Origin of the sequence: Bordetella pseudohinzii (genome assembly GCF_000657795.2) — a bacterium.
Lineage (GTDB): Bacteria > Pseudomonadota > Gammaproteobacteria > Burkholderiales > Burkholderiaceae_B > Bordetella > Bordetella pseudohinzii.
Map to the genome: position 1 here is coordinate 149,353 of NZ_JHEP02000006.1, position 13,114 is coordinate 162,466.

General features: G+C 66.2%; 12 protein-coding genes. 8 read left to right on the top strand and 4 right to left on the bottom strand.

All coding sequences use genetic code 11. The features are described 5' to 3' along the window. Positions 1–50: 50 nt before the first annotated feature. Positions 51–422: an iron-sulfur cluster insertion protein ErpA gene (gene erpA, locus L540_RS09945; protein WP_029580200.1), complete on the top strand. Its 372-nt coding sequence runs from the start codon at positions 51–53 to the stop codon at positions 420–422. A 52-nt stretch (positions 423–474) separates the two neighbouring features. Here erpA and L540_RS09950 read toward each other — a convergent pair whose 3' ends face one another. Both L540_RS09950 and L540_RS09955 read right to left on the bottom strand, forming a co-directional pair. Beyond that, entirely contained in the window at positions 475–1,602 is a 1,128-nt protein-coding gene (locus L540_RS09950) for an anhydro-N-acetylmuramic acid kinase (protein ID WP_043209816.1), read from the bottom strand. Positions 1,603–1,610: 8 nt separating this feature from the next. After that, positions 1,611–3,026 (bottom strand): M23 family metallopeptidase, encoded by a 1,416-nt coding sequence (locus L540_RS09955; RefSeq protein WP_043209813.1) that lies wholly within the window; start codon positions 3,024–3,026, stop codon positions 1,611–1,613. 276 nt (positions 3,027–3,302) lie between these two features. Between L540_RS09955 and tyrS the strand changes: the two genes are divergently transcribed. From tyrS to nrdR, 4 genes are all read left to right on the top strand, one after another. Further along, positions 3,303–4,532, top strand: a complete 1,230-nt coding sequence (tyrS, locus tag L540_RS09960; RefSeq protein ID WP_043209811.1) for a tyrosine--tRNA ligase — start codon at positions 3,303–3,305, stop codon at positions 4,530–4,532. Positions 4,533–4,570: 38 nt separating this feature from the next. After that, positions 4,571–5,227 carry a YbhB/YbcL family Raf kinase inhibitor-like protein gene (locus tag L540_RS09965; RefSeq protein ID WP_043209809.1) on the top strand — a complete coding sequence of 219 codons (657 nt, stop codon included), beginning with the start codon at positions 4,571–4,573 and terminating at the stop codon, positions 5,225–5,227. A 205-nt stretch (positions 5,228–5,432) separates the two neighbouring features. Beyond that, a complete protein-coding gene (glyA, locus tag L540_RS09970; RefSeq protein ID WP_043209807.1) occupies positions 5,433–6,683 on the top strand; it encodes a serine hydroxymethyltransferase in 1,251 nt (416 codons plus the stop codon). 174 nt (positions 6,684–6,857) lie between these two features. Beyond that, entirely contained in the window at positions 6,858–7,343 is a 486-nt protein-coding gene (nrdR, locus tag L540_RS09975; RefSeq protein ID WP_043209805.1) for a transcriptional regulator NrdR, read from the top strand. 4 nt (positions 7,344–7,347) lie between these two features. Here the strand turns inward: nrdR and L540_RS09980 are convergent, their stop codons facing one another. After that, positions 7,348–8,310: a GlxA family transcriptional regulator gene (locus L540_RS09980; protein ID WP_043209802.1), complete on the bottom strand. Its 963-nt coding sequence runs from the start codon at positions 8,308–8,310 to the stop codon at positions 7,348–7,350. Next, the gene (locus tag L540_RS09985; RefSeq protein WP_043209800.1) at positions 8,310–8,870 is read right to left on the bottom strand and encodes a cysteine hydrolase family protein; all 561 of its coding nucleotides are present in this window, start codon (positions 8,868–8,870) and stop codon (positions 8,310–8,312) included. The genes L540_RS09980 and L540_RS09985 overlap by 1 nt, the downstream gene beginning before the upstream one ends. Before the next feature lie 195 nt (positions 8,871–9,065). Between L540_RS09985 and ribD the strand changes: the two genes are divergently transcribed. The 3 genes from ribD (at position 9,066) to L540_RS10000 (ending at position 13,112) form a co-directional block, all read left to right on the top strand. Further along, complete coding sequence (ribD, locus tag L540_RS09990) at positions 9,066–10,181, top strand: bifunctional diaminohydroxyphosphoribosylaminopyrimidine deaminase/5-amino-6-(5-phosphoribosylamino)uracil reductase RibD (RefSeq protein WP_109842535.1); 1,116 nt, start codon at positions 9,066–9,068, stop codon at positions 10,179–10,181. 20 nt (positions 10,182–10,201) lie between these two features. Continuing rightward, complete coding sequence (locus tag L540_RS09995; RefSeq protein WP_043209797.1) at positions 10,202–10,843, top strand: riboflavin synthase; 642 nt, start codon at positions 10,202–10,204, stop codon at positions 10,841–10,843. A 352-nt stretch (positions 10,844–11,195) separates the two neighbouring features. Next, positions 11,196–13,112 carry a PrkA family serine protein kinase gene (locus tag L540_RS10000; RefSeq protein WP_372432989.1) on the top strand — a complete coding sequence of 639 codons (1,917 nt, stop codon included), beginning with the start codon at positions 11,196–11,198 and terminating at the stop codon, positions 13,110–13,112. The last annotated feature ends 2 nt before the right edge of the window (positions 13,113–13,114 follow it).

A 13,114-nucleotide genomic window follows, 5' to 3' on the forward strand; every position in this document is an offset into this window, starting at 1 on the left:
CGGCCCAGGCCGCCATCCGGAATTCGGCCCTCGCGGCCAGGAGTGTAAACATGAATGCTGTTACCGAAACCGTGGATCTTCAAGCTCCCCCGCCGGCGCCGCTGATCTTCACCGATTCGGCTGCCGCCAAGGTCAAGGACCTGCTGGCCGAAGAGGGCAACCCCGAGCTCAAGCTGCGCGTCTTTGTGCAGGGCGGCGGCTGTTCGGGTTTCCAGTATGGCTTCACCTTCGACGAGGTCGTCAATGAAGACGACACCGTGCTCGACAAGGAAGGCGTGCAGCTGCTGGTCGACCCCATGAGCTTCCAGTACCTGGTGGGCGCCGAGATCGACTACAAAGAAGACCTCGAAGGCGCGCAGTTCGTCATCCGCAATCCCAATGCGACGACGACCTGCGGCTGCGGTTCGTCCTTCTCGGTCTGAGGCCGCGCGCGTCCGCCAGCCAAGAGCCCCTTCGGGGGCTTTTTTGTTTGCCTCAGCGGCCTGGGTACAGCGCGCCCAGGATGCGCGGCCCGCGCGCGCCGGTGACTTCGGGCACGCCGGCGGCCTGGCGGTCGACACAGGCCCGGGCCAGCCAGGCGAAAGCCATGGCCTCCACCCATTGGCCCGGCACGCCTTCGCTGTCGGTCGGGGCGACCGGGCAGGGCAGGGCCTGCGCCAGGGCCGCCATCAGGCTTGGATTGCGCGCGCCGCCGCCGCAGACGAGCAAGCTGGTCAGCGTCTCGCCGGCCACGGCGCGGGCCACGGTCTGGGCCGTGAGGGCCACCAGCGTGGCCTGCACGTCCTGAGGCTTGAGCGCGCGGCCATGGCTGGCCAGGCGCTGCTGCAGCCAGGCCAGCCCGAAGAGATCGCGCCCGGTGGACTTGGGCGCGGGCAGCGCGAACCAGGGTTCGCTATCGAGCAGATGCCGCAGCAGGCCGGCGTCGGCCGTGCCGCCGGCGGCCCATAGGCCGTCGCGGTCGTAGGCCTGGCCGGTGTGCAGCTGGCACCAGGCATCGAGCAGCACATTGGCCGGACCGGTATCAAAGCCGCGCGGGGGGCGTCCCGGCGCCAGCAGGGTGACGTTGCCGATGCCGCCCAGATTGAGCACGGCGCGCGGCGCGCCGTGGTTGAACATGGCGTCGTGGAACGGCGGCACCAGGGGCGCGCCCTGGCCGCCGGCGGCCACGTCGCGGCTGCGGAAGTCCGCCACGACGTCGATGCCGCATTGTTCGGCCAGCAGCGCCGGGGCGTTCAGCTGCAGGGTATAGCCCAGGTCGGGGCGATGCCGCACGGTCTGGCCATGCGCGCCGATGGCGCGCACCTGTTCGCGCGGCAGGCCGCTGGCCGCCAGCAGGCGCTCGCAGGCCTGGGCATAAAGGCGCGCCAGGTCATTGGCCGCCAGCGCGGCGCGATGCAGCTCGTCGGGGCCGCTGGTGTTCAGGGCCAGCAAGGCGGCGCGCAGCGCCTCGGGCATGTCCAGGCTGGTGCTGGCCAGCAGCTGTGGCCCGGGGTCCAGGCGCAGCAGCACGCCGTCCACCCCGTCCATGCTGGTGCCCGACATCAGGCCGATGAAACAACGGCCCGGCAGCGGGCTGCTCGGGCCGTTGGCGGATCGCGTCATGGCCGGACTCAGCGGCTGGCCACGTTGGTCATCGATTCCGGCAGGGTCTGCTGGAATTCGGTCAGCAGCTGGATCTGCTGCTTGAAGGGCGCGACCGTCTTGGCGAAGGCGCGGGCCTCGGCGGGCTCCAGCTTGCGCGCCACGGGCAGGTCCACCGACAGCGGATCGACCGGCTGGTTGTCGATGCGGAACTCGTAGTGCAGGTGCGGGCCGGTGGCCCAACCGGTGGCGCCCACATAGCCGACCAGGTCGCCCTGGGCGATCTTGTCGCCTTTTTTCAGGCCCGGCCGAATGCGGCTCTGGTGCGCATACAGCGTGGAGTACTTGCCGTGGTGCTTGACGATGACCACATTGCCGTAGCCGTTCTGCCAGCCGGCGAACTCGACCGTGCCGTCCGCCGTGCTGTGGATGGGCGTGCCCGAGGGCGCCGCATAGTCCACGCCCTTGTGGCCGGTCCAGGTGCGGTGGATGGGGTGCATGCGCATGCCGAAGGTCGAGCTGATGCGGGTGAACTTCAGGGCCGTGCGCAGGAAGGCGCCGCGCAGGCTGGTGCCATCGAAGTCGTAGTAGCTGCCGCTCTTGTTGTCGGCGCTGAACCAGACCGCGTTGTAGACCTTGTCGTTGTTGATGAACTCGACCGCCAGCAGGCGGCCGGCGCCGGCATAGCGGCCATCGTGCGAGCGGACCTCGTAGACGACGCGGAACTGGTCGCCCTGGCGCAGGTCGCGCAGGAAGTCGATCTTGGCGCCGAGGATGTCGGCCATCTGCAGCGTGATCGAATCGGGGATGCCGGCCGCGTCGGTCGCCGCGAACAGCGAGGAGCGGATGGTGCCCACGGCCACGCGGGTCTGCAGGTCGGTGTTCTCGGTGATTTCCTCGGCCTTGAAGCCCTCGCCCTCGGGTTGGACGTGCAGCATCTTGGTGTAGACCTGGCCGTCGACCTCGTTGCCCGGGGTGTGGATGTAGCGCAGCCAGACCAGGTTGCCTTGCTCGTCCGTGGCGGCCTGCACCGAGCGGCCCGGATAGAGGCGGTAGATGCTGCGGGCGCTGGCGTCGTGGGTCAGGAAGCCCTGCAGCTTGCTGTCGTCGAGATCCAGGCGCTGCAGCACGCTGGCCAGGGTGTCGCCGGAGCGGATGCGGGTTTCGCTGATGTAGGGGGCGGGGGCGCTGGCGCTGACCTGCATCTGCCCGGGTTCGAGCGGCAGTTCGCTGTTGATCAGGCGCAGGGGAGGGAGTTCGGTGCGGTCGGGCTGCTGGACCATGCCCAGCGCGGCGGCGCCGGCGAACAGGCCAAGGGCGGAGACAACCAGGGTGCGGCGGACAAGCGCGCCGCCGCGGGAGGTTCCGGGTTCGACGGCGGGGGCGAACAGGGCGGCAACCTTGCGGCTCAGGCTACGCACCAGACTGTTGAAGCCTCGATTCATTAGGCGGACCTTAGATGGGTACAAATGCACAAATAACGCCTGACCGCGGCTATCCCCCTGTCGGCCTGTGGGCTGAAGGTGGGTTGCGCCGAGGCGGCGGTATCGTGGACTGACTTTGGAAGAACGGGCGGCTAGCAGGGACGTCAACCGGCACGAATATGACAGTTGCGTATGATTAGGGCAGTATCCTAGCCGAATAAGCTAGAATTTTCGACAGATTTCTACAGTTTTTACACCTTTTTCTCGCTTAACTCCCGTCTTCCGGGTCCTATCATCATGTCGCAAGCCGAATTTCCCATCACTCCCGAAGTTGAAGCAGATCTGCGTGTCGCGCGTCGCGGCTGCGACGAACTCCTGGTGGAGTCCGAGTTCGCCCGCAAGCTGGCGCGCAGCCGCGCCACCGGGGTGCCCTTGCGCATCAAGCTGGGCCTGGACCCGACCGCGCCGGACATCCACCTCGGCCATACCGTGGTGCTGAACAAGATGCGCCAGCTCCAGGACCTGGGCCATTCGGTCATCTTCCTGATCGGCGACTTCACCTCGACCATCGGCGACCCCAGCGGCCGCAATTCCACCCGCCCGCCGCTCACGCGCGAGCAGATCGAGCACAACGCCCAGACCTATTACGCCCAGGCCAGCCTGGTGCTGGACCCGGCCCGCACCGAGATCCGCTACAACTCCGAGTGGTGCGACCCGCTGGGCGCGCGCGGCATGATCCAGCTGGCGTCGCGCTACACCGTGGCGCGCATGATGGAGCGCGAGGACTTCACCCGCCGCTTCAAGACCGGCGTGCCCATCGCCGTGCATGAATTCCTCTACCCCCTGATGCAGGGCTACGACTCGGTCGCGCTCAAGGCCGACCTGGAGCTGGGCGGCACCGACCAGAAGTTCAACCTGCTGGTGGGCCGCGAACTGCAAAAGGAATACGGCCAGGAGCCGCAGTGCATCCTGACCATGCCGCTGCTGGTGGGGACCGACGGCGTCGAGAAAATGTCCAAGTCCAAGGGCAATTACATCGGCATTTCCGAGTCGCCCGACTCCATGTTCGGCAAGCTGATGTCGATCTCGGACACCCTGATGTGGCGCTATTTCGAGCTGCTGTCCTTCCGTTCGCTGGAGGATATCGCCGCCCTGAAGGCCGAGATCGATGCCGGCCGCAATCCGCGCGACGCCAAGGTGCTGCTGGCCCAGGAGATCATCGCGCGTTTCCATAGCCAGAAGGACGCCGAACAGGCGCTGGCCAATTTCGAGGCGCGCTTCCGCGACGGCGCTATCCCGGACGATATTCCGGAGGTCCAGCTGCCGGGCGCGCCCATGGGCGTGCTGCGCGTGCTGCGCGAGGCCGGCCTGTGCGCCTCCAGTTCCGAGGCGCAGCGCGCCGTGGAGCAGGGCGGCGTCAAGATCGACGGCGTCAAGGTCGAAGACAGATCGTTGCAATTGGCCCCGGGTTCGTATGTGATCCAAGTCGGCAAACGGAAGTTTGCGCGTGTTAACTTGGTGGCGTGACTGGCCTGGCGCCAGCGGTTTGATTAAGGAGCACGACCATGAAACTCGCGAGCCTGTCTTTTGCCGACAATGAGTCCATCCCCGAGCGCTACGCCTTCGGCAGGATAGACCCGCAATCCCGTATTGCATTGGCCGACAATTTCAATCCGCAGTTCTCGTGGGACGACGTTCCCGAGGGCACGAAGTCCTTTGCGTTGCTCTGCCATGACCCGGACGTGCCGTCCAAGCCGGACGACGTCAACCAGGACGGCCGCGAGGTGCCCGCCTCGCTGCCGCGCGTGGATTTCTTCCACTGGGTCCTGATTGATCTGGCCCCAGAATTGCGAGAAATCCAGGAAGGCGCGTTTTCCAGCGGCATCACGCCCCGCGGCAAGGGTGGGCCGCTGGCGCCCAACGAGGCGCGCCAGGGCCTGAATGACTACACCGGCTGGTTTGCCGCCGACCGCGACATGAGCGGCGATTATTTCGGCTACGACGGCCCTTGTCCGCCCTGGAACGACGCCATCGTGCACCGCTACGTCTTCACGCTCTACGCGCTGGATGTGGCCAAGCTGGACGTGCAGGGCAAGTTCACGGGCGCCGATGTGCTCAAGGCCATGCAGGGCCATGTGCTGGCCCAGGCCGCGGTCACGGGCACCTACACGCTCAACCCGGCGCTGGCGCCGCGCCAGATCGGCGACACCTCGGCGTCCTGATGGGCGGTCGGCCGGCGCCCCGGCGCCGGCCAAACATGAGCCTGGCTCATGGCTCGCATGAGCCGTTTTCCAGTAAGCGGCGGGTTGGCGGTTTTTGCCAACGGATTGCCGGTTTTTGCCCCCATCCCGGCCGGGATGGGCGGCCCGGACGGGGTACACTAGCGGCATTGCTTTTGCCCTTTCTCCGTTCCAGGAACCTCCCTCCATGTTCGACCGCAAGCTCACCCTCGACAAGGTGGACCCCGATCTTTGGGCCGCCATCCAGAAAGAAGACGAACGCCAAGAGCAGCACATTGAGCTGATCGCCTCCGAAAACTACGCCAGCCCGGCCGTCATGCAGGCGCAGGGCACGCAGCTGACCAACAAGTACGCCGAAGGCTATCCGGGCAAGCGCTACTACGGCGGCTGCGAGTACGTGGACATCGTCGAGCAGCTGGCGATCGACCGCCTCAAGGAGCTGTTCGGCGCCGAGGCCGCCAACGTGCAGCCCAATTCGGGCTCGCAGGCCAACCAGGGCGTCTACATGGCCGTCCTCAAGCCGGGCGACACCGTGCTGGGCATGAGCCTGGCCGAAGGCGGCCACCTCACGCACGGCGCTTCGGTCAACGCCTCGGGCAAGCTGTACAACTTCCTGCCCTATGGCCTGGACGAAAACGAAGTCCTGAACTACGCCCAGGTCGAGGCGCTGGCCAAGGAGCACAAGCCCAAGCTGATCGTGGCGGGCGCCTCGGCGTATTCGCTGCATATCGACTTCGAGCGCATGGCCCGCATCGCCCATGACAACGGCGCCCTGCTCATGGTGGACATCGCCCACTACGCGGGCCTGGTGGCCGGCGGCCACTATCCCAACCCGGTGCCGCACGCCGATTTCGTCACCTCGACCACGCACAAGTCGCTGCGCGGCCCGCGCGGCGGCGTCATCATGATGAAGGCCGAGTTCGAGAAGGCCGTCAATTCGGCCATCTTCCCCGGCATCCAGGGCGGCCCGCTGGAGCACGTCATCGCCGCCAAGGCCGTGGCCTTCAAGGAAGCCCTGTCGCCCGCGTTCAAGGACTACGCCGCCCAGGTCGTCAAGAACGCCAAGGTGCTGGCCGAAACCCTGGTCAAGCGCGGCCTGCGCATCGTGTCCGGCCGCACCGAAAGCCATGTCATGCTGGTCGACCTGCGCGCCAAGGGCATCACCGGCAAGGAAGCCGAAGCCGTCCTGGGCCAGGCCCACATCACGGTCAACAAGAACGCCATCCCGAACGATCCGGAAAAGCCCTTCGTGACCAGCGGCATCCGCCTGGGCACCCCGGCCATGACGACCCGCGGCTTCAAGGAAGCCGAGGCCGAGCTGACCGCCAACCTGATCGCCGATGTGCTGGAAAACCCGCGCGACGAGGCCAACATCGCCGCCGTGCGCGCCAAGGTCAACGAGCTGACCTCGCGTCTGCCCGTCTACAGCGCCAAGTAATCCCGGCGCTGCCAGGCAACGGGCCCCCTAGCGGGGCCCGTTTTGTTTGGAAGGCAGCGCGCGGCGCGGGGATGGGCGCATATTTGTGCACCGGACGCAACAAATATCCCCGATTGGCGCGTGGCGCGTGAAGCTGTCATTACAATATCGCGATTACAGGCACGGGGGAGCGAGATGAGGTGCCCATTTTGCGGAAATGCGGATACCCAGGTGGTCGATAGCCGGGTATCCGAAGAGGGCGACACCATACGGCGGCGCAGGCGCTGCCTGTCCTGTGATAAACGCTTCACCACCTATGAACGGGTCGAGCTGGCCATGCCCACCGTGGTCAAGCGCGATGGCAGCCGCAGCGAGTACGACACGGCCAAGCTGCGCGGCAGCCTGGTGCTTGCCCTGCGCAAGCGGCCGGTGAGCACCGAGGAAGTCGATGGCGCCGTGGCGCGCATCGAGGACACCTTGCTGGCCAGCGGCGCGCGCGAGGTGCCCAGCGAACACATCGGCGAGCTGGTCATGAGCGAGCTCAAGCGCCTGGACAAGGTGGCCTATGTGCGCTTTGCCTCGGTCTACAAGAGCTTCGAGGATATCGGCGAGTTTGTCGAAGCCATCCGCGAGATGCAAGGGCCGCTGCGGCCCTCGGGCGGCAAGCTGCGCAAGGAGTGAAGCATCAGGCCCCGGCGCGCAAGGCGCTGGGCGGCTGTTTTTCGTAGCGGCGCCAGACGCGCCGCATGTGATGGGCCGAGCCGAAACCGGCGCGTTCTGCCACGCGCTCCAGGTCCAGGCGGGTCTCGCGCAGCAATTCCTTGGCCAGCGCCAGGCGCACCTGGTAGAGGTAGTCCATGGGCGTGCAGCCCGCGTGTTCGGAGAACAGGCGGTTGAGATGGCGGGCGCTGGTATGCGCCTGGTCGGCCAGGGCCTGGGCCGACCAGTCCGCGGCCGGATTGCGCAGGACGGCATCCTGCACCCGGTGCACGCCGGGGTGCAGATGGTTGCGGTGGTCCAGCCAGGGCGAGAGCGCCGCGTCGCTGCCGGCGCGGCGCATGTACACCACCATTTCGCGCGCCACGGCGCTGGCCACGCGCGGGCCGCAATCGCGCGCCACCAGATAAAGGGCCAGGTCGATGCCGGCGGTGATGCCGGCGCTGGTCCATATCCCGGCCGATTCGACGAAGATGCGGTTTTCGAGCACCCGGGCCCCGGGCGCCAGGGCGCGCAGCGCATCCAGGCAGCTGTGGTGGCTGGTGCAGTCGCGGCCGTCAAGCAGGCCGGCGGCCGCCAGCATCAGGGCGCCGGCGCAGACCGACATGATGTCAAAGCCGTCGGCCGGCGCGCGGCGCGCCAGCCAGTCGATGAGGGCGCGGCGATCGGGGCGGTCCAGCGCGTACTGGGATCCGACCAGGCCGCTCACCACGACCAGGGCATGGGATGGCAGGCGTTCGGGCAACGGCGCCAGGCGCGACAGGTACAGGCCTTGCAGGCCGCTCTCGACTTCTTCTTGCGGGCCGCAGTAATGCAGCTGGTAACGGCCTGGCGCGAACCGGTTGGCGATGCGCAGGGCCTCGGCGGGGCCGGCCAGGTCCAGCAGGACGATGCCCTCCTGGACCACGAAATAGACCGGCGTGGCCTGCATCAGTCGTCCAGGGCCCGCGCGGCCGGCACGATCTGCGCGAAGCGTCCGGCCAGCACCAGTTCGGTGCAATCGCGGATCTCGGCCGGGGTGTAGTGCTTGCCGGCCGGGCTTTGCATGGCGAAGGTCAGGGTGGCGTCGGTGGCGAAGCGCACCTTGTAGCCGCTGTCCGAAGCGTGGCGCGCCGTGGTTTCGCAGCATTGCTCGGTGCGGATGCCGGTCACGATGATCCGCTCGATGCCATGCTGTTCCAGCCAGGATTGCAGCGTGCCGCCGTCGGCCGCGCGCGCGAACAGGGAGGAGTGCACCGTCTTGTGGAAGACCGCGGTGGGCGCCACGTTCAGCTCTGCGAGCGTGCGCACATGGCCGGAGGCCGGCGAGAAGGGCGATTGCGGATTGCCTTCGGCGATATGGAAGACCTGCAGCAGCGGGATGCCGCGCGCCTGGGCGGCATCGATCAGGCCCTGGGTGTTGCGGACGAAGGCCGGCAGCTCGCTGGCATCCCAAAACGGACGTTGGCGGAAGGACTCCTGGGCGTCGATGAGGATAAGGGCTGTCTTCATGGTGATAGGAACCAGAGTGGGGAATGAAGCCATTCTGCGCGCCTGGCGGCCGGCCTGGCGAGCCCGCCGCGGGACCAGGATGGGCCCGAAACGGACATGATAATGCGATTCCGCGGGGCGGGCCGCCCGGCCGGGGCAAGCCCCCAGGGGCCGGATACAATCGTTGGCATGAGCGAGCCCCAAGATATTCTCTGGATGCGGCGCGCCCTGGACCTGGCCCGGGGCGTGATCTATACCACCACGCCCAATCCGCGCGTGGGCTGCGTCATCGTGCGCGATGGCCGAATCCTGGGGGAGGGGGCCACCCAGCCGCCGGGCGGCCCGCATGCCGAAATCATGGCCCTGCGCGCCGCCCAGGCCGCCGGCCATGATCCGGCGGGCGCCACGGTCTATGTCACGCTCGAACCCTGCAGCCATTTCGGCCGCACGCCGCCTTGCGTGGACGCCCTGGTGGCTGCCGCGCCCGCGCGCGTGGTCGTGGCCCTGGGCGATCCCAATCCGCGCGTGGCGGGCCAGGGCTTCGCGCGGCTGCGCGCCGCCGGCATCGCCGTGAGCGCCGGCGTGTGCGAAAACGAGGCCCTGGCCCTGAATGCCGGCTTCGTGGCGCGCATGAGCCGGGGCACGCCCTGGCTGTGGCTCAAGCTGGCCGCCTCGCTGGATGGCCGCAGCGCCCTGCACAATGGGGTGTCGCAATGGATTACCGGCGAGGCCGCCCGCGCCGACGGCCACGCCTGGCGCGCGCGCGCCGACCTGGTGCTCACCGGCATGGGCACGGTGCTCAAGGACAATCCGCAACTGAATGTGCGCGCGATCCAGACGCCGCGCCAGCCGCGCAAGGCGGTGGTCGATGGCCAGTTCCGCGTGCCCGAGGATGCGCGCCTGTTCGACGGCACGCCGGCCTGGGTGTTCACGGCGCGCCAGGACGCGGACAAGGCGGCCCGGCTGGCCGACAAGAATGTCGAGGTGGTCTGCCTGCCGGATGCCGGCGGACAGCGCGTGGACCTGGCCGCCATGATGCGCTGGCTGGGCGAGCATGAATGCAATGAGGTCCATGTGGAGGCCGGCGCCGGCCTGTCGGGGGCCTTGCTGGCGGCCGATTGCGTGGATGAGCTGCTGATCTATCTGGCGCCGGTGATGCTGGGCGATGCCGCCGGCATGGTCCAGATGCCCCTGCTGGAGCATCTGGACGCCGCGCGCCGCTTCCGTTTTACCGATCTGGCGCGGGTGGGCGAGGATGTCCGCCTGCAGGCGCGCGATCCTTCGCGCTGGCTGGCGTTGCTGGCCAGCGCGCGCCGCGCGTCAGAGAACTAGTTTTATCTGGGAGAAATCGCATGTTTACGGGTTTGGTCGCGGCCGTGGGCCGCATCGTGTCGGTCAAGCCGCTGCCTGGCGAAGAGGCCGGCGTGCGCCTGAGTATCGACGCCGGCGAGCTCGGGCTGGACGACGTCGCCATCGGCGATTCCATCGCGGTGCAGGGCGCCTGCATGACGGTCATCGAGCTGTCGGCGCGGGGTTTCGCGGTCGATGTCTCGCGCGAGAGCCTGAATCGCACGGTCGGGCTGGAGCGCGAGGGCGAGGTCAATCTGGAGAAATCCCTGGGCCTGGGCGACAAGCTGGGCGGCCATCTGGTGTCCGGCCATGTGGACGGCCTGGGCGAGATCCTGCGGTTTTCCGATGTGGGCGAGTCGCGCGAGCTGGTGATCGCGGTGCCCAAGGCGCTGGCGCGTTTCCTTGCCTACAAGGGCTCGATCACGGTCAATGGCATCAGCCTGACCGTCAATCGGGTCGAGGACACCGCGGACGGTTGCGAGATCAGCATCAACATCATCCCGCATACGCAGGCCGTGACGACGCTGCGCAATGTCAAGGCCGGCGACAAGGTCAATCTCGAAATCGACATGATCGCGCGCTATGTCGAGCGCATGCTGAGCGCCTCGGGCGCCGTGGAGGGGCGCGCGCCGGCCTGGCTGTAAAGCGCGTCATGAACGGCAACATCCGTTCATATGCTTATGCCGGCGCGTTGCGCGATCGCGAATCCGCTTGCTGTTGTTAGCACTCCCAAGCCGTGGCTGCTATTGCTGCCACGGCTTTTTTTCATGCGGATGACAGGCGCGCGGAACTTGTCGCGAGCAATAGGGGCCTAAACAAAACAGGCGTCTTCGATCCTGCCTATTGTGTGTGGTGAAAGTACGACGACTACATAATGTGTGTTGTGCGATCGCAATAAGGACTGGCGAGGCTGGTATAGGAGGAACACAATGGCCATACGGACCCGTGTTTTGGACCCGTGCTCTAAGTACTGTAGGAGGGTTTGCCGTGCATAGCATCCTCGAAGGCTTCAAGTCGCAGTATGCGCGTGACCAGGAAGCAGAACTCTCGCTGGAAGAGTATCTGACACTGGCCAGGCAGGATCCCATGGCCTATGCCAGCCCGGCCGAGCGCATGCTCGCCGCCATAGGCGAGCCGGAACTTGTCGATACACGCAATGATCCCCGCCTGTCGCGCCTGTTTTCCAATCGATTGATTCGGCGCTACCCGGCATTCAAGGAGTTCTACGGCATGGAGGAGGTGATCGACCAGATCGTCTCTTTCTTCAAGCATGCCGCGCAGGGGCTGGAGGAACGCAAGCAGATACTCTATCTGCTGGGCCCGGTAGGCGGCGGCAAATCATCCATCGCCGAGCGCCTGAAAGCGCTGATGGAGACCTATCCCATCTATGCCCTGAAGGGCTCTCCCGTCAACGAATCCCCGCTGGGGCTGTTCAATCCCGAGCGCTTCGGCGAGACGCTCGAGAAGGAATACAACATCCCCCGGCGCTATCTGAGCGGTATCATGTCGCCTTGGGCCGTCAAGCGCTTGAAGGAGTTCGACGGCGATATTTCGCAGTTCCGCGTGGTGCGCGTCAATCCTTCGGTGCTGCGCCAGGTCGCCATCGCCAAGACCGAGCCGGGCGACGAGAACAACCAGGACATCTCTTCGCTGGTGGGCAAGGTCGATATCCGCAAGCTCGATCGCTATTCGCAGGACGATCCAGACGCCTACAGCTATTCGGGCGGCCTGTGCCTGGCCAACCAGGGCCTGCTGGAATTCGTCGAAATGTTCAAGGCGCCGATCAAGATGCTGCATCCGCTCTTGACCGCCACCCAGGAGGGCAACTTCAAGGGGACCGAGGGCTTCTCGGCCATTCCCTTCAATGGGACCATACTCGCGCACTCGAATGAATCCGAGTGGCAGACCTTCCGCAACAACAAGCACAACGAGGCCTTCCTCGACCGCATCTATATCGTCAAGGTGCCTTATTGCCTGCAGGTCACCGAAGAGGTCCACATCTACGAAAAGCTGCTGCGCAACAGCTCGCTGTCCAAGGCGCCCTGCGCGCCGGGCACGCTGGACATGATGGCGCAGTTCTCGGTGCTCACGCGCCTGAAGGAGCCGGAGAATTCCAGCATCTATTCCAAGATGCGTGTCTACGACGGCGAGACCCTGAAGGACGTCGACCCCAAGGCCAAGGCCCTGCAGGAGTACAAGGACTACGCCGGCACCGATGAGGGCATGAACGGCGTGTCGACGCGCTTTGCGTACAAAATCCTCTCCAGCGTCTTCAACCACGACCAGACCGAGGTGGCGGCCAATCCCGTGCACCTGATGTATGTGCTGGAGCAGCGCATCGCGCGCGAGGACTTCCCCGAGGAAGTGCGCCGCCGCTACCTGGAGTTCATCAAGGGCTATCTGGCGCCGCGCTATGCGGAGTTCATCGGCAAGGAGATCCAGACCGCCTATCTCGAGTCGTACTCGGAGTACGGGCAGAACATCTTCGACCGCTACGTCACGTTCGCCGATTGCTGGATACAGGACGAAGAGTTCCGCGATCCGGAAACCGGCGAGAGCTTTGACCGCAGCGCGCTCAACGACGAGCTCGAGAAGATCGAAAAGCCCGCGGGCATCGCCAATCCCAAGGACTTCCGCAACGAGATCGTCAATTTCGTGTTGCGCGCCCGCGCCAACAATGGCGGACGCAACCCGACCTGGACCAGCTACGAGAAGCTGCGCGAGGTGATCGAGAAGAAGATGTTCTCCAACACCGAGGATCTGTTGCCCGTCATCTCGTTCAACGCCAAGGCTTCGGCCGAGGACAGAAGCAAGCACCAGAGCTTTGTCGACCGCATGGTGGACAAGGGCTACACCGAGAAACAGGTCCGGCTGCTTTGCGAGTGGTATCTGCGGGTGAGGAAGTCGTCCTAGTC

Excerpts from the sequence above, each read along its gene's own strand:
- L540_RS09965 (WP_043209809.1), top strand. The coding sequence starts at position 4,571 with ATGAAACTCGCGAGCCTGTCTTTTGCCGACAATGAGTCCATCCCCGAG.
- glyA (WP_043209807.1), top strand. The coding sequence starts at position 5,433 with ATGTTCGACCGCAAGCTCACCCTCGACAAGGTGGACCCCGATCTTTGG.
- ribD (WP_109842535.1), top strand. The coding sequence starts at position 9,066 with ATGCGGCGCGCCCTGGACCTGGCCCGGGGCGTGATCTATACCACCACG.
- L540_RS09980 (WP_043209802.1), bottom strand. The coding sequence starts at position 8,310 with ATGCAGGCCACGCCGGTCTATTTCGTGGTCCAGGAGGGCATCGTCCTG.
- L540_RS09995 (WP_043209797.1), top strand. The coding sequence starts at position 10,202 with ATGTTTACGGGTTTGGTCGCGGCCGTGGGCCGCATCGTGTCGGTCAAG.
- erpA (WP_029580200.1), top strand. The coding sequence starts at position 51 with ATGAATGCTGTTACCGAAACCGTGGATCTTCAAGCTCCCCCGCCGGCG.
- L540_RS09950 (WP_043209816.1), bottom strand. The coding sequence starts at position 1,602 with ATGACGCGATCCGCCAACGGCCCGAGCAGCCCGCTGCCGGGCCGTTGT.
- L540_RS09985 (WP_043209800.1), bottom strand. The coding sequence starts at position 8,870 with ATGAAGACAGCCCTTATCCTCATCGACGCCCAGGAGTCCTTCCGCCAA.
- nrdR (WP_043209805.1), top strand. The coding sequence starts at position 6,858 with ATGAGGTGCCCATTTTGCGGAAATGCGGATACCCAGGTGGTCGATAGC.
- L540_RS09955 (WP_043209813.1), bottom strand. The coding sequence starts at position 3,026 with ATGAATCGAGGCTTCAACAGTCTGGTGCGTAGCCTGAGCCGCAAGGTT.
- tyrS (WP_043209811.1), top strand. The coding sequence starts at position 3,303 with ATGTCGCAAGCCGAATTTCCCATCACTCCCGAAGTTGAAGCAGATCTG.